We start from the raw sequence: 16,606 nt of genomic DNA on the forward strand, positions 1-16,606 counted from the left end.
CTAATCTTCGTCCTCTTCTCCAGCATTAAAAATGGCAGCTCTGCGAGGCGCAGGCATTACAGAATCTTCTCCTTTTACAGCCTTCCAAATCACTTCCGAAAATTCTAAATCAGGTACGGAATCTTCTTTTTTGAAATTGAAGGAGGCCGATTTGATGGCGCTAGGGGTTTCTTTTACGTTTACATCAAATAAACTGATATTGGGCAATAAGGCTTCAAAAGGCTTCACATTTGCTTCCTTTGAAAAACTTTTAAACATTGGGGTTGCTGCTGCATCGTATTGACTCATTGGCGGCAAGCCCAAAATTAATTCGATTGTGCGCAACATGGAAGAGGTAGAATAGGGTGTGTGATCAATAAATCCTCTTTTCACAAATCCTCCCGCCAAATAGGCTGTGGTACGATGGGCGTCCACGTGGTCTGGACCATTCTGCGCATCATCTTCTACAATAAAAATGGCCGTTTCTTTCCAAATTGGCGATTTTGAAAGATGTTCTACAAATAATCCAATCGCATAATCGTTGTCAGCTACATAAGAGAAGGGAGTTTTCTTGCCAATTCGTTGTCCTTCCGTATGGTCGTTTGGAAAGTGTAAAGAGTTAAATCTTGGCACCTCATTTTTGGCTAACAAACGGTCGAAATCACGTTTCCACGCATGGAAACGATTGGTATCCATGATGTCTTGATTGAAAGAAGCAAAATCTGGACAAAAATGATCCGCAATCACTGGAATATTCGGCTTGAAATTGTCAGCAAATTCACCGTAGGTACGATAAGAAACGCGTGCTCGCTTACAATAATCCCAGATAAATCCATTCTTTGGATTGGCGATCAAACGGTTTCCTTCTCCATCGTATTTACCTCCACGACCCCCATAAGAAGTTGGCCAAGTTTTTTCCAAATAATCGGTTGCATGCGCAGAGGTTGACCAGTTATGTCCATCCGAACTCACTTCCCCATCTACAAAAAAGTTATCCAACAACACAAAATCCTTTACTAATTTATGTTGGTTCGGCGTGTATTTTTCACCAAATAACAACAAAGTTGTATCGCCATTACCTCCAGGCACATCGGCAAGCACTTGGTCGTAGGTCCGATTTTCCTTCAAAATATAGAATACATATTTGATCGGTGAAGCGTCACCAACCTTCATCGGAATCGGATTTCCTTTTTCACCGATTGCATTGTTTTCAATTTCTTTGGTGTAAGGTGTGTTCTCATAAACCGCTTTAGATAAAATGGGCAATTCTGTTGCGCTTGGTTCTTTGAAAATTGACATCGTCCCTTTCATTAATCCACCAATATATCCCGTGCGCACTTTTCTGTTGTTATCGGATTGCTGATAAGTAACCGTTTGCTTTTTTTCAATGGGGTTAGGTCCATCTGGATTTGCGAAAGAAGAAAATCCTTTTCCATTTGCGACAAAAACATTTCCATTAATTACTTTCAATGCCGTTGGATACCAACCCACTGGAATGAATCCCATGGAACGTGATTTTCCTGGATTTTCTACCTCAAAAACAGCTAAACAGTTATTGTCGGCATTTGAAATATATAAACGCTCCTCATCTTTCGATAAGGCCAATCCATTGGTTGAACTACCTTCTAAGGCATTAGGCACCAAAGCAGCGTTTAAGACTTCAATTTCTTTTGCCAATTTGGTGTCGATCACCGAAACTGAATTATCGTTTGCATTGGCCACGAATAAAAATTTACCATTTTTTGTCATGACCATTTCGTTCGGGTGGTCGCCCACAGGAATAGCGGAAGAAAAAGTTTTGGTTTTGATGTTAAAAGGTAAAATTTGCTTTGCACCCCAAACGGAAATGTATAAAGTGGAAGTAGATTTTTGCAAAATACAAGTGAAGCCTTCTGCTGGAAGTTTGAAAACATCTTCAACAGATTTCGTTTTAGTATTTACCACATACAAGGAATTATTGTCCTTGGTAACCACATATAATTTGCCCGTTTCAGCATCCAATTCAATTCCGGCGGGAGAAATAATTGCTTTCGGATCTGTGCTTAAATTAATTTTCTCCCCCTCTACTAATTGGTTATTTTGAACGGTAAATGTCAATATACAATTATCGTTTCCACCCGAAGCGTAAATGGTTTTGTTATCAGATCCAAATTTCAATCCGTACCAAGATTTAGGCAATTCTTTGGAATCCAAAACCTGCTTTGTTGCCACATCAATCAATTGCAAACTTTGAATACTTTGACCGTTATTGGTAACAGCAATATATTTTTGGTTGGGAGAAACCACTACATTTAAAGGAAGGTCTCCTAAAGCGATGGAACTTCCATGAGGCGACAATTTCCATCCATTGGGTAAAGTTACCTGCTTGGATTTTAATTGATTTTGCAAATTATCTTGGCCATTTCCCATAAAAGGAAGCAAAGCCAATAGGCAGCAGAGGATTTGATTTTTCATAGATTAAAAAGAGGTTAAATCAATGTAATCGAAAGATAAAAATTATTATTGATTTTTTGATTAATCCTCTTTTAACCCAATGTTATAAAATTAAAATTTAATCAACTTTAAATGAACACTATTCCCAGAGTCATTTAATGCATTTAGCCTAACAATGTAGGTACCTGCATTCATGGATTTAAGGGAAATGGTAGTTCCAGATTCGTAATGATTTTTACTTAAGACTACTCTCCCTAAGACATCTAAAATATCTAATTGAACTTCTTTCGCAAAAGCACTTTCAAACTCCACTCGAAGTAAATCTTGTGTAGGATTTGGAATAAGTCGAATACCTGTGGGCTCCATTTGATTTCCCAAAACAATTTCACAGCCACTTGCATTTACTTTTGCACCTGCTGGAGTATTGGCACATTTGTCAAGCTCATTTTTAACGCCATCTCCATCATCATCGGGCCTTTTGTCTAAAGATTTATCCTTAATAATTAACATATAATTTTCTTGACCTTTGGTATTTGGATCTAAATCAAGTTTAATTGAGGGATGCACCACCTCTAATGCCCCATCACCATCCAAATCCACATAATCGTAGTAATTCCGATTTAAACTATTAGCAATTGACCCATAATTTTTATCAACACTTGAAAACAAGGAATGGTAATTAGGTTTTGATTTGTATTCAAATTTTTTACTGTTTGGATTAAATGCAAAATATTGAAAATCTGAAGTGTTATTCCATAAATATTTGGGACTTAGGGTATTTACAAAAGGAACTAAATCTAAATTTCCATCAGAGTCCAAATCTATTATATACATACTACTCTCATTGGTAAACCATTTACCAAAATTCTTTTGATCGGGTATGAAATTGGATGTAGTATTTTTTAGCTCACCCTTTGTATTTGTAAACACCAAAATTTGATTATGAGGTTCTAACAATACCAATTTGTCTGGCTGTTGATCTAAACTTCCTAAACCAGAATATTGATTTGTCATGTAGATGATAAATTCCGGATTTCCATCCGAATCTAGGTCTTGTTTTTTAAATGCCCTTAAACTTTGATTTCCGGGATTGATTGGATCTTTTGCTTCATATACCATGTCTAATTTCTTCGGATTTAAAAAATCAAACTGTCCGCTGCCTAGATTTTTATAGGTATACAAATAATAATTCTTCGTATCTAAAACTTTCCCAATTCCTATTAAGTCCAATTTTCCATCACTATCCAAATCGTCTAAAATCAGACGACCCTCAGGAAAAAAAATATCCGTTTTAATTCTTTTAAGATCGAAATTTCCTTTTCCATCGTTTGTCATTACCACAAAACACCAATCCTGAGTTGATTGTGCCATTTCAACGAAATCTACATCACCGTCATTATCTATATCACCCGAACCGATGGAGTGAATGGAATAAAAAACTTTTTGGCCACTTGCGTCTTTATCGTTGGTACTATTAATTTTTCCGACCTGATCTTTCAAATATGTTTGATCGTTTAAAGAATAGTATCTATTCAATTTAAACTCATCTTTATTATAATCATCGCCCACTTTATGGTTATTGTTTTTGTTTAACCACAACTGCAAATTTTTGTAATTTTCGGGACCATTATTGATTGAATGATAGTGTTCTCCTCCTTGAAAAATCTCCAATTTCCCATCTTTATCAACATCCACTAAATCATAATTTTGAATGTTATGAAAAATTGAATAATCCAAATAATTCGGATTTCTATACACCTCAAAGTTTAAATTCCCCTTGTTTTTAAAATAGATCGGGAGAGACAATTGTCCAAATGAAATATCAGTATTTAATGCATTGACGTAGGTTGTAGAATGGATTAAATCCATTTTTTTATCTTGATTAAAATCTAAAGGAATGGTTCCCCTGTCGAAAGGCGGATGAAACTCCTCTAATCCAAATACCATTCGCTGTTTTTCATTTTCGTAGGCAAATGGATTTTTCAAGGCTAAAACTTCAACTTGATCACTTTTAAAAATTGAAATTGGAGAAACTGCATAAGAATTAATTTCATCACAAACATCTCCAATACCGTCTTTGTCTGTATCTAATTGATCTGGATTATAGGATTTGGGGCAATTATCTGCATCATCCGTAACGCCATCCTTATCAAGATCCGACAAATTAAGTTCGACAATGTCAATGTTTTGATCCATGCGAATTTGCATGATCTCGTAAATCCCATCTTCGTTAAAATCAATTGGTATTTTAAAACCTAACCATCTACCACTTACTTCCTCAAAAAAATTATTTGAATTATTACTATTTGGGAAAATCACGTGTGTTTTTTTGAATTTTCCTTTATCATTGATAAATACAAAGTATACCCACTGCCCATTCAATTTTTCATACCAACCACCTTGGGGAACAATGTCCATATCGCCATCTGCATCTAAATCTACTACATGAATCCCATTTGCATGGCTATCAGTGTTGTCATAATTTTCATTATTGGAAAAAAATTGATTGGAAATTTCCTTCCCATCGAGAGAAAAAATTGAAATTTTATTTTTTCGATTATCTGAACTTTTATTATTTCCCCACTGAAGACAAATAAACTCTAGTTTGCCATCTAAATTGATATCCTCCCACCAAAAACCCCAATCCGTGTTGATTTCATAGGGTTTTTCAGCTTGAAGAACTCCCAGATCAATTGTATTTTCATAAGTAAATCCCGATTTTAAATTTACTTTATGAATCGTATTTTCACGAATAATGTAATCATCTAAATTATCCTGACTGGGATAATTAATCATTGGAGTAACAGCACCTGTTTTTTTATTCCAATTTTTGGATTTATAAGAAATAAAATAAGCTACAGAGTCGCCCATTATTTTAATGGATTCCGGAAAAGATTCTCGATAATTCAAACTGTTGGGATCACTTTGAGTATAAGGAATTTTATAGTGAAAACGTCTGTTCCATTTATTGTCTTTGGACAAATTATAAGAATAAAACAAGTATCGATATCCTAAATCTTCGCGAATTATTTCATTCCCAAAAGACCCTTGAATTGTCATAAACAATACTTCTTTATCACCATCACGATCAATATCCATTAATCGTGGCTCCTTTTGTTGTAAGTAATCATACCCAAAATAATCATCACCCAACAAATAACTAAAACCCTTACCAGAATTTAGTAAGAAATTATCTGGAAAATTATTTTTACCCGGAGCATAACTTGGTGGTTGATTACCTGGCTGACCATGATAATTTTGGGTGTATTGATATATATCAAGGTATCCATCCTTATTAAAATCTTTTGACATTTCTGTCACATACCCAAAATCGGAATGTTGAACATGTCGATAATTTACATTTTCAATAAACGAATTATTTTTATTAGCAGAATTATTAAAAAAAACACTAGAAACGTATGCCTTTTCAGGATTACCAGCATAATTAATAAACAGGTCTTTCAGACCATCATTATTAAAGTCCGCAAATTCGTAATACCTACTCACATGAAATCGATCCCTTATTCCCAAATTTTCCAAAAATGGCATAGATGAATCATCAAATTTTAATACATTTTGTACAATAGATTTGACTTTAATGACTTGACCTTGAGATTGAATAGTTACTAGTAACAGTAAAATAAAAAATCTATTTAACATTAGCTTTGAAATTTATTTGCTTTGTTCTAAATATACCCAATTTCAAAAAAGTTCACCTCCCCAAAAGCCTTACAAATATGTTATTCGAGTTATAATAACATAATTATGGATGGAAGAAATTTAAGGATAAAATATTTCTTTACATTTACAATCGAAATAAGAAATACACTTGAAAAATTACACCTGCTTTCTCTTTATTTTATTTTTGATTGGATTCGGAACGCAAACGAATGCCCAAATAAAATCGCTTGAATGGAAACCAGCAGGAGCAAATCTTTTACGTAGTAGGTTAAACTTAGAGACGCTACAGGAGGAAATGGAAATTAGTTCCTCCAATTGGAAAGCCGTATCAAATTTTGAAATAGATTCAGAAGAATTACAAGCACTGAAAACCAAATATTATTTTGGTGACCCATTTATCTTGACAAATCATACCATTCGCTTTGTTATTCAAGGAACTGGAATGGTATTTGACTACGATACTATTCGTAAATCGCTCAAACGGATTGACAAAACGATTCACAGTGGCTACAATTTTTCTGCCAGTAGATTTTACCGAAATAATATCCTATTTTCTGTAGGCGGAGGCGGTTTTTGGAATTATAATCCACGAATTACCTACTTTGATGATAAAACCTCTAAAGAATGGGAATTGTATAGGCCCAAAAATGAAGGCCCTGCTATTATTGAGGAGGGTTACCAAGGGTACTCCAAAAAGGCAGATGCTTTTTTTTCAGGAGGAGGACTGAAAAAGAATTTCTTAGAAAATGAAGAATTTGAATACCAAAAAGATTTTTACTCCTTTGATTTCAAAAGTAAATCCTGGAATAATTTAGGGGAAATAAATGCCAAATTAAAAGTTAAACAATCCACCACCATTTTTTGGAATGGTACACATTTTGTGCAATTTGGACGCGATAAGGTTTATTTGATCAACCCAATAGAAAATAAAGTTTTCGTTTACCAAGACAATGCAACCTATTTTGAGGAGGGCAATCATTACTTTATAAAAAATGATACCATTTTTTATACCAAACCACAAAACCTTAACAGTCCCTTATTCATCATTCCAGTGAATGAGTTACTTAAAAAATCGACCTATGTTGGAGAATTTTATTCCAAGGATTTTACTTTTGAAATCATCCTCATTATTCTCCTCATTTCCCTTTCCGTTATTTTGTTTATTAAATGGAAAAAGAAAAAACATAAAACTTTAGATGAAACGGAAAAGAAGGTATTGAATTACTTTTTGAAATCTTCCAACAAATCTATTACCACCATTGATTTGAACGAAATACTTGACTGCGCCCATAAATCTCAAGAAAGTCAGAGAAGGGCCCGACACATTACCATCAACCAAATAAATGATTTCTTAGAACAGGAATTTCAAATTCAACAGGCCATAGAAAGAATCCCTTCTGAAGATGACAAACGAATCATTCATTACCAATTGAAAAAAGGGATTGAACAAAAAATTGAAAAGATTTTAGAAATATAATTTTTTGGACAAACCATAGGTCCTTGAGTCCTACTGCAAAGAATTTGGGATAAATTAGTACTTCTAAAGTAATTTTGAATTATCAAAAATAGGTTTTTACAGCAAACTCAAATTGATTTATGAATATTTTTTTAATTGAATTAATATTTGTTTGTTCATAAAATATAAGCAATGCTTTTTTATAGTCTATCGAATCTACAGTTCTGAAGGAAATAGGACAAAAATGGTTGAAAATCAGGATTGCATTGCTTATTATTCTTGCTGTACGTTTATTCCCATCAGAAAACGGTTGAATGTAAGAAATCAGAATCAAAGCTAATAAGGCTTTTTCAAATACATTTGTCTTTGAATTAATTAACTCGCACATTTGAACTAACGCTTCTTTAATTTGAAATTCATTTTCTAAAGGAGTATAATTTGTTCCAGAAATACCAACTCTCCTTTTTCTAATATTCCTATTGATATCCAAATTTTTCACAAGTAAGGTATGAATATCCTCAATGGTTGCAACCGAAAGTGGTTCAATATAAGTAGGATTACTAACTATAAAATCTATTGCTTCTTTATGATTCAAAAGCATTTGGGCCTCCGCTTGTGTTTTTCCTGAAGCAGTTTCCTTTTCTTTTAAAAGTAGTTCAGTTTCTAACAAGGAATACGTATTTCCCTCAATTTGAGAAGATTTCCATGACAAATCAATTGCCAGCCTTTCCATCTCCAAATGATATTCGCTTGGAGAAAGTTCAGATATATTCTTTAGAAATTTTTCTTGCAAACCCTCTAATTTCAATATTTCATCTTTTGTAAATAATGAAATATTAACAAGAATTTCTGAAATTAAATCAAGATTAAAGCTTTTCTGAATGATTCGATCATCTATTTCCTTTTCAAAATACTTCGATGGGTCAATGGGTCTAATAACATCAAAAACAGGGCTAATCTCATATTTAGTCCCCTTTAATTTACCCGTGGAATAAACTATACCCTCTGCAATAAGGGCTTGAAGCAATCTTTTTAAGGTTGCAATGCTAATCTCCTCAGCAATCCCCAAAAGAATTTCTTGGGAAGTACACTTGGGATTTATTTTGATAAATTCAATTACCTGATCTGAATAAAAGCTTTTATTTCTTGCCATGACCTTATATTATAGCTCATTATAATTAAATATAAAGCTCAAATATACTAAAATGTGAGCTATATTATCCTACCACTTGAGCTATATTTTAATTAAAACAATTCCTAAACTTTACAATCTCGCATCCACCATCTCTCTATCCAAGAAGGATTTGATGTCAAAAATAACTACTGAACTTTTAGAAAAATCTGGGAAATTTAATTGGAGAAACTCCTTGTGAGAAACCGCCAAGACAATGGCGTCGTATTGTGTATGGATAGCATCTAACAAATTGATGCCGTATTCTTCCTTCACCAACTGTTTATCGGCATGTGGATCATAGCCATGCACTTCTAAGCCAAACTGTTGCAATTCGGTGAAAATATCCACCACCTTTGAGTTGCGGATATCCGGACAATTTTCTTTGAACGTAACGCCCAAGATTAAAGCCTTTGAACCCTTGATGGCAATACCCTTTTGGATCATCAGCTTGACCACCTTATTGGCCACGAACATGCCCATGTTGTCGTTTACGCGTCGGCCCGACAAAATCACTTGCGGATAATAGCCCAAGCTTTCTGCCTTATGTGCCAAGTAATAAGGATCCACACCAATGCAGTGTCCGCCTACTAGTCCCGGTTTATAAGGTAAGAAATTCCATTTGGTACTGGCGGCATCCAGCACATCGTGCGTATCGATACCGATGCGGTCGAAGATGAGAGCCAATTCATTCACGAAAGAGATATTCACATCGCGCTGTGCGTTTTCAATCGCCTTGCTTGCCTCCGCCACTTTGATGCTTTGGGCTTTGAAAGTTCCGGCGGTAATGATGCTTGCATACAATTGATCCACCTCTTCGGCAATGGCAAGATTAGAGCCTGAAGTCACCTTTTTGATTTTGGTTAGGGTATTTATTTTATCGCCCGGATTGATGCGTTCTGGGGAATAGCCGCAAAAAAAGTCCTGGTTAAATTTAAGTCCCGACACTGCTTCCAGCACCGGCACGCAATCCTCCTCGGTACAGCCCGGATACACGGTAGATTCGTAGATGACGATGTCCCCACGTTTCAACACCTTACCCAACATCTCAGAAGCCTTTTTCAGCGGACCTAAGTCCGGCGCTTTGAACTGATCGATTGGTGTTGGCACAGTCACGATATATATTTGAGCCGATTTCAAATCCTCGGCATCAGATGAAAACGTCAAGAGTTTTGCCGCAGCAATCTCCTCCGAAGAAGACTCCAAGGTACGGTCCACGCCCTGCATCAATTCCTGGATACGCCCCTTATCGATATCAAATCCAAGGGTATCATACTTCTTCCCGAACTCCACGGCAAGAGGCAAACCCACATACCCTAAACCAATAATTGCAATTTTCTTAGACATGTTGCAAGTTAATAAAAAAGGACCACAGATTATAACCGCAGATGGCGCTGATGAAACTGATTGCGCTGATTTCATTTTGTAGCATTAAATTATATGCAAAAAAATATAACAATGAAAATATTTGTAAAATTATATGTATTTAAATATATTTTACTAATTTTACAAAAATTGACTGCAAAAGCATATAATGAAGACATTAGATACATTTCTAAAAGAGAAGCGCAAACAAGCAGGACTCACACAAATGGAATTTGCGGAACGCGCAGGAGTTGCGCTGACTGTCATTCGAAAGATAGAGCAAGGAAAAGGAAATTTGAATTTAGAAAAGGTAAATCATGTCCTTTCTATGTTTGGACACATATTAGCTCCTATTTCAAACAAAGAAATTGACCCTGTAGAAACTAACAGATGAGAAGTGCAGAAATATATTATCAGGAAATACTTGCCGGTATCCTTACAGAAACGGATGAGGGTTATTTTATCTTCCGATATGACGAACAATACGTGTTACAATATCCCAAGAAATTTTTAACCTTTACAATGCCTGTTAGTAAATTTTCTTATCGTGAGAAATATTTATTTTCATTTTTCGAAGGACTTATACCTGAAGGTTGGCTATTGGATGTTGCAAAGGAGCATTATAAAATTAACCCCAACGATCGAATGGGTTTATTATTAGCTTGTTGCCAAAATTGTATTGGAGCGGTGAGTGTTAAAGCAATTGAACAAACTAATGAATAGAAAATGCTTATACTGTTATGTGGAGTTATTGGATAACCATCTTGGTGATTATCATCCAAAATGTAGTAATGCATTTTTCGGAAGTCCTGAGGCGCCCTTATTAAACTATTCATTAGATGAAATGCATAAGCTTGCCAAAGAAGTTGTAGTAAATCAAATCGCTGTACCGGGTGTTCAAGCAAAACTTTCATTAATGGATGAAACCATTGCAAATGAAAAACGAAAGCGATTAACTGTTATTGGCGCTTTAGGAGGTAATTATATTTTCAAGCCGCCTTCTGAATTTTATCCAGAAATGCCCGAAAACGAACATTTAACTATGAAAATTGCCTCTGAACTAGGAATTTATACAGTGCCATCAAGTTTAATCAGATTAAATTCGGGTGAATTAGCCTATATCACGAAACGAATTGATCGAACAATTGATGGCCAAAAGATTCACATGCTCGACATGTTTCAAATTACCGAGGCTGTTGATAAATACAAAAGTACGATGGAGCGAGTTGGGAAGGCCATAGGACAATATTCATCTGATACCTTATTAGATAAATTAAAATTATTTGAATTAACTATTTTTTGCTTTTTGACAGGCAACAATGATATGCATTTAAAGAATTTTTCTATGATCTTGTCGAACGGCAAATGGAATATGGCCCCGGCCTATGATTTATTGAATGTAAATTTGGCCAACCCAAAAGATAAAGAAGAGCTGGCTCTTAGTTTAGAAGGCAAAAAAAGAAAATTTTCCATCGTGCATTTTGAAAAATTTGGAGCAAACTTAGGGCTAAATAACAAACAAATACGAGGAGTATTTAAAAGATTTGAAACAAGTAAATCTAGCATACAAAATCATATAAACTTGTCCTTTTTGAGCAAGGAAAGTAAAGACAAATATTGGAATATTGTGGAGAAAAAGTTTAAGGCAATTGAAGCCTAAGGTAGTGCAGTGTGGACCACACTAATCTTGACCACTAATTACGCTGATTAGATTGATTTTAAAGGATTATTGGATAAACTGCGCACCGAAATGCGTACTAAATCTTATATGCTCTAATTATAGAAACCAAAAAAATTGGAAAAACCTTATCCAAGTTTCCATTTTTATTAGCCTCATGTATATATCGTTTCACAAACTCCTCCTTATCCTTAATCCCTGATTTCTTTATAATATTTGGAATTATTTTCGAGGCATCGAGTTTAGATAATAATCTATCGTCTAATTCCGTAGATACAACTTTATCCAATAGGAATTCCAAAAATTGGTTCTTACCTAATATATCCTTTTTGTTTTCTAAAATTGTTTCTAAGATAAAATCAGATACTTCTGAAGAGTTTTTATTTAATACAATCTCAAGTATTTCTCTGTCTAATAAATAATTTTCAAGGCAATATTTATCTAAATGAATAAAATTTCTTTCCTCTGGAAATTCATTTCCCTGATTGTCACCATCTACTAAAAAAATAGTCTTGCCCCATTCCCCTATTTTTTTTGAAGATTTAAATAACGATTTTACATTACTACAATTTCCACATTTTACACAGGTTACTTCAGTTCCAATCTCCTTAGATAACAAACTTATAATCAATTCATGAGTTGAATCTTCAACGAAAAAAGTCAACCTATCAAAGTCTCCAAGCTTAATAATTTCGGTAATTTCTCCAGCTAATATTGTTTTGATCTTATCATTCGGTCTGTTGGATAAATCAATTTCTCCAGATTCATTCCAATATAAAAATTGAGTTTGTTGCAGAAAACTTTCCCAAAATATTATTCTACTATGAGTTATAACAATTATCTGTTTACCAAAAGATTGTGAAAAATCAACAAAATAATTGAATAATTTCTCCTCCAAATGCCAATTTAAATGTGTTTCAGGCTCATCTATAAAAATTGTATCGCATAAATTTCGATTATCATATAGATTTAAAATTAAGGATAATATTTCTTGTTCTCCAAGTGAAATAGATTCGATAGGAACAATTCCCCGATTACCTTTATCCAATTTTATCTCTGGCCGTCCCAATTCTGATGACCAAGTTGCTATTAGATTATAACCATCAAATATTTTACTTATAACTTGATTAAATTCTTCCGAAACCTCATTCATATTGACTTTCTGGTCACCACCTAATTTATTTTTTTCATTAAATGACCTATAAAATAATTCTCCTATTGAGGGATATGTTTTATAAGTATTGTCTTCAAATTGATTAAAAACAGACATATCCATATGAGATTGCGGCACCTGATTTTTTAAACTTTCAAGAACGGCATTTATGTTGCGTTTTTCAGAATTCCTTTTCGGACTAATAAATATCGCTTTTAGTTCGGCATCTGCATTGCTAAACTTTAACTTTACATCACCTATTTCTTGACGCATTGGATGAGAACTCCCCCTATTTGCCATTGAAACGGCAATTGCCTGGACAAGTTTTGTTTTTAATGTCCCGTTTTCTCCGCTTATAATATTAAGACCTGAATTGAAGTGAACTATTTTTTTAAATTTCCCTTCAACCATATCTACCTCTACAGATGTAATATATTGCACCATTTTAAAAATATTTAATTAGATGATTAAAATTTCACCTAAACAATATAATTTAAAAAAAACTCATGAAAGAATTATTTAGGACTATTTCTTATCAATTTGATTTTTGATTTATTAAACTGCAGATCAAGTAATTTTTACAACAACATCTATTTTTGTTTTATTAACAAAATATTATAATTTTGACACAGCGCGATTTTATAATTTTGACACAGCACGATTTTATAATTTTGACACAGCACGATTTTATAATTTTGACACAGCACGATTTTATAATTTAACAACAAGAATATGGCAAGTCCATCAGAAAAACTCGCCGCCTCATTAGAGGTTTTGAAAATATTACAGGACAAAGGGAAAATTGCTATAAAAAATAGCGAATTAACCCGAATACATAGGGAAAGATTATTAAAAAATGGCTTTATTCAAGAAGTTTATTCTGGTTGGTATATCATTTCTTCTCCTAATTTAACTTATGGAGAAAGCACCTCGTGGTATAGTTCGTATTGGAAATTCTGTGAGCAATATTTAAACTTTTTATATAAAAATCAGTGGTGTTTGTCTGCAGAACAATCTTTAATGATCCATGCCGGAAACTGGACTGTTCCTAAACAATTAATTATAAAATCTCCTAAGGCTAATAATTTCAAAACCGACTTACCATTTGGCACGTCCTTATTTCATATGAAATCGGAATTACCTAATAAAACAAGAGTGGAATTGGTTGATGGATTGAGAGTATTGAGTTTAGCGAGTACATTGTCAACTATCTCATCAAATACATACACTCAAAATGCAACAGATGTACGTACGGCATTATCTTTAATAAAATCATCTTCTGATATATTAGCCATATTGTTGGACGAAGGCCAATCAACAATTGCAGGGCGATTAGCGGGTGCTTTTAGAAATAATAATAAAGATAAAATTGCCGATGAAATTATCAAAACAATGAAAGGACTTGGATATGATGTCCGTGAAAGCGATCCATTCAACCAAAAATTGAAAATTACAATTTCATCAAAAGACGCATCACCTTATGTAAATAGAATAAGAATAATGTGGGCAAATTTTAGGGAAATAATAATTAATCACTTCCCTAAGGCCCCAGGTTTACCAAGTGCAAAAGAAAATTTCATACGTACAATCAATCAAAATTATGTTACTGACGCTTACCACTCTTTGTCTATCGAAAGGTATCAAGTAAGTCCGGAGTTAATTGAACTTGTTAGAAATGGAAGTTGGAACCATAAAGAAAATGAAGCTGACCGAAAACAAAGAGATGCAATGGCTGCTAAGGGATATTGGGATGCTTTTCAGATGGTAGAAAAAAGCATCAGGAAGGTGTTAAATGGAGCGAATGCAGGCGAGGTTTTAAATGATGATCATAGCGATTGGTTTCGTGCTTTGTTTGGACCCAGTGTAATTTCTGGCATATTAAAACCTTCTGATTTAGCCGGCTATAGAAATAATCAAGTTTATATTACCAATTCAATGCATGTTCCATTAAATAAGGATGCAGTTCGAGATGCAATGCCTGAATTAATGGATTTATTAGCACAAGAAAGTGAAGCATCGGTAAGGGCTGTATTGGGTCATTTTATTTTTGTATTCATACATCCATACATGGATGGTAATGGGAGAATGGCAAGATTTATAATGAATTTAATGCTTGCATCTGGTGGATATCCTTGGACAGTTATTCCCGTACAAGAAAGAAGTAAATATATGAATTCTTTAGAAGAGGCTAGCGTGAATTTAAATATAAAACCTTTCGTAGAACTAATAAGTCATTTAGTAAATGAAACAATGAAAGGCACTCCAGTTGCTACCATTTAGTTTGTTTTAAAATACAAAATTTCAAAATAACCATTAGGTTAAATTTGAAATTATATTCTTAAACATATAATCAGACTAATATTTATCAAATTATATGCATTTAAATATATTTTTAAAGATTAATGAATTTTCGAAGTTTACCGGTATTTGTAAGTGTAAGTACCCCTGTAAGTATCCCTAATTAACAGACAGTCAAAACTGTAGATATGGGGTTTTTAAGTACTTTTTCTTTCCATTCCTTAGGGGTTAAATTCCCTAAAGATTCATGGGGTCTTTTGTAATTATATTCTTCAATCCACTCATTTGTTAATTTTCTTACATCGTTTAGTTCAAAAAAAAGATAAGCATCAAGTACTGCTTCGCGGTAAAGACGATTAAATCTTTCAATAAATCCATTCTGCATTGGTCGTCCTGGTTGGATGAATTGTAAGGTTATTTCTTTAACATTACACCAAATCTCTAAATCCTTCGAGGTAAACTCTGGCCCGTTGTCTGAACGAAGGACAGCAGGTTTTCCTCTTTCATCGATAATTCTTTCTAAAGTTCTAATAACACGCTTAGAAGAAAGCGAAGTATCAATTTCGATTGCTAAGGCTTCTCTTGAACAATCATCCATTACATTAAACGTACGAAAGCGTCTACCGCTTACTATGCTGTCGCTCATAAAATCCATGCTCCAGATTGCATTTACATTTTTCTGGGTCGCTAAAGGCTGCTTTACACGAGCTGGTAATCTTCTTTTCCCTTTACGCTTACGGTTAAGCTTTAATAGTTTATAGACTCTGTAAACCTTTTTATGATTCCAAACATTACCTGCTCGCCTCGAGTAAGCAAATAACTTCCTAAATCCATAAGAAGGGTGCTTGAAAGCTAAATCTTGTAAGACTTCAATCACTTCAGTATCATCTTTCTTACTTTGATAATAATACTGTGACCGAGGTAATTTAGTCAGCTTGCAGGCCCTGCTAACAGGTATTTCATACTCCTCAACAATTTGCTGAGTTAATTCCCTTTGTTGGCAGGACCCCAACCTTTTTTTGAGATTACATCCTTTAAAACGGAATGGTCTAAACTCAGCTCTGCAAACATCCGCTTGAGCCTAAAATTTTCCTCCTCAAGCTCTTTTAATCGCTTTACATCACTGACAACCATTCCGCCATACTTATTCTTCCACTGATAAAATGTGCCTTCGGCAATGGCATGTTCTCGGCAAATATCTCGAACGGTTCTACCGCTCTCTTGCTGTTTCAAAATCGAAACAATGTGTGTTTCTGTAAATCAGGTATTCTTCATATGCAATTTAAAATTAAAGGTTTTTTCTTCAATTTTAAACTTTCTGCTATTTAGGGCCACTTACATCAGTAAAGTGTTCTGCGTTCAAAAATCTGAACTTGAATTTTTAAGTAACGA

At 34.1% G+C, this 16,606-nt stretch carries 11 protein-coding genes; 5 read left to right on the forward strand and 6 right to left on the reverse strand.

Features of this window, described 5'->3' with window-relative positions; genetic code table 11:
• Both EOJ36_RS03930 and EOJ36_RS03935 read right to left on the reverse strand, forming a co-directional pair.
• Complete coding sequence (locus EOJ36_RS03930) at nucleotides 1–2,433, reverse strand: bifunctional YncE family protein/alkaline phosphatase family protein (protein ID WP_127802732.1); 2,433 nt, start codon at nucleotides 2,431–2,433, stop codon at nucleotides 1–3.
• Nucleotides 2,434–2,523: 90 nt separating this feature from the next.
• On the reverse strand, nucleotides 2,524–6,072 hold the full coding sequence (locus EOJ36_RS03935; protein WP_127802733.1) for a T9SS type A sorting domain-containing protein: 3,549 nt from the start codon (nucleotides 6,070–6,072) through the stop codon (nucleotides 2,524–2,526).
• Between the two features lie 169 nt (nucleotides 6,073–6,241).
• Between EOJ36_RS03935 and EOJ36_RS03940 the strand changes: the two genes are divergently transcribed.
• A complete protein-coding gene (locus tag EOJ36_RS03940; RefSeq protein ID WP_127802734.1) occupies nucleotides 6,242–7,570 on the forward strand; it encodes a hypothetical protein in 1,329 nt (442 codons plus the stop codon).
• 82 nt (nucleotides 7,571–7,652) lie between these two features.
• Here the strand turns inward: EOJ36_RS03940 and EOJ36_RS03945 are convergent, their stop codons facing one another.
• Complete coding sequence (locus EOJ36_RS03945) at nucleotides 7,653–8,702, reverse strand: Fic family protein (protein WP_127802735.1); 1,050 nt, start codon at nucleotides 8,700–8,702, stop codon at nucleotides 7,653–7,655.
• 111 nt (nucleotides 8,703–8,813) lie between these two features.
• Nucleotides 8,814–10,067, reverse strand: a complete 1,254-nt coding sequence (locus tag EOJ36_RS03950; RefSeq protein WP_127802736.1) for a nucleotide sugar dehydrogenase — start codon at nucleotides 10,065–10,067, stop codon at nucleotides 8,814–8,816.
• Nucleotides 10,068–10,254: 187 nt separating this feature from the next.
• Between EOJ36_RS03950 and EOJ36_RS03955 the strand changes: the two genes are divergently transcribed.
• From EOJ36_RS03955 to EOJ36_RS03965, 3 genes are read left to right on the forward strand one after another with little or no spacing between them, the layout of a single operon-like run.
• Nucleotides 10,255–10,479, forward strand: coding sequence for a helix-turn-helix domain-containing protein (locus EOJ36_RS03955; RefSeq protein ID WP_127802737.1), 225 nt, complete (start codon nucleotides 10,255–10,257; stop codon nucleotides 10,477–10,479).
• Nucleotides 10,476–10,808, forward strand: a complete 333-nt coding sequence (locus tag EOJ36_RS03960) for a HipA N-terminal domain-containing protein (RefSeq protein ID WP_127802738.1) — start codon at nucleotides 10,476–10,478, stop codon at nucleotides 10,806–10,808. Before EOJ36_RS03955 ends, EOJ36_RS03960 begins: the two co-directional genes overlap by 4 nt.
• Complete coding sequence (locus EOJ36_RS03965; protein WP_127802739.1) at nucleotides 10,801–11,745, forward strand: HipA domain-containing protein; 945 nt, start codon at nucleotides 10,801–10,803, stop codon at nucleotides 11,743–11,745. The genes EOJ36_RS03960 and EOJ36_RS03965 overlap by 8 nt, the downstream gene beginning before the upstream one ends.
• 97 nt (nucleotides 11,746–11,842) lie before the next feature.
• Here EOJ36_RS03965 and EOJ36_RS03970 read toward each other — a convergent pair whose 3' ends face one another.
• Nucleotides 11,843–13,360: an AAA family ATPase gene (locus EOJ36_RS03970; protein ID WP_127802740.1), complete on the reverse strand. Its 1,518-nt coding sequence runs from the start codon at nucleotides 13,358–13,360 to the stop codon at nucleotides 11,843–11,845.
• Nucleotides 13,361–13,648: 288 nt separating this feature from the next.
• On the opposite strand from EOJ36_RS03970, the gene EOJ36_RS03975 reads away from it, so the two are divergent.
• A complete protein-coding gene (locus tag EOJ36_RS03975; RefSeq protein ID WP_127802741.1) occupies nucleotides 13,649–15,196 on the forward strand; it encodes a Fic family protein in 1,548 nt (515 codons plus the stop codon).
• Nucleotides 15,197–15,377: 181 nt separating this feature from the next.
• On the opposite strand, the gene EOJ36_RS03980 is transcribed toward EOJ36_RS03975, so the two are convergent.
• A protein-coding gene (locus tag EOJ36_RS03980; protein ID WP_394342708.1) for an IS3 family transposase occupies nucleotides 15,378–16,459 on the reverse strand; the annotation gives its coding sequence in 2 pieces (ribosomal slippage) (nucleotides 15,378–16,213 and nucleotides 16,213–16,459; 1,083 coding nt in all).
• Nucleotides 16,460–16,606: the final 147 nt, after the last annotated feature.

Source organism: Sandaracinomonas limnophila (assembly GCF_004005965.1).
In the GTDB taxonomy this organism is placed as follows: Bacteria; Bacteroidota; Bacteroidia; order Cytophagales; family Spirosomataceae; genus Sandaracinomonas; species Sandaracinomonas limnophila.

What these genes read in the sequence shown, in the direction of transcription:
- EOJ36_RS03935 (WP_127802733.1), bottom strand. Translation starts at nt 6,072, where the DNA reads ATGTTAAATAGATTTTTTATTTTACTGTTACTAGTAACTATTCAATCT.
- EOJ36_RS03970 (WP_127802740.1), bottom strand. Translation starts at nt 13,360, where the DNA reads ATGGTGCAATATATTACATCTGTAGAGGTAGATATGGTTGAAGGGAAA.
- EOJ36_RS03965 (WP_127802739.1), top strand. Translation starts at nt 10,801, where the DNA reads ATGAATAGAAAATGCTTATACTGTTATGTGGAGTTATTGGATAACCAT.
- EOJ36_RS03945 (WP_127802735.1), bottom strand. Translation starts at nt 8,702, where the DNA reads ATGGCAAGAAATAAAAGCTTTTATTCAGATCAGGTAATTGAATTTATC.
- EOJ36_RS03930 (WP_127802732.1), bottom strand. Translation starts at nt 2,433, where the DNA reads ATGAAAAATCAAATCCTCTGCTGCCTATTGGCTTTGCTTCCTTTTATG.
- EOJ36_RS03960 (WP_127802738.1), top strand. Translation starts at nt 10,476, where the DNA reads ATGAGAAGTGCAGAAATATATTATCAGGAAATACTTGCCGGTATCCTT.
- EOJ36_RS03950 (WP_127802736.1), bottom strand. Translation starts at nt 10,067, where the DNA reads ATGTCTAAGAAAATTGCAATTATTGGTTTAGGGTATGTGGGTTTGCCT.
- EOJ36_RS03955 (WP_127802737.1), top strand. Translation starts at nt 10,255, where the DNA reads ATGAAGACATTAGATACATTTCTAAAAGAGAAGCGCAAACAAGCAGGA.
- EOJ36_RS03975 (WP_127802741.1), top strand. Translation starts at nt 13,649, where the DNA reads ATGGCAAGTCCATCAGAAAAACTCGCCGCCTCATTAGAGGTTTTGAAA.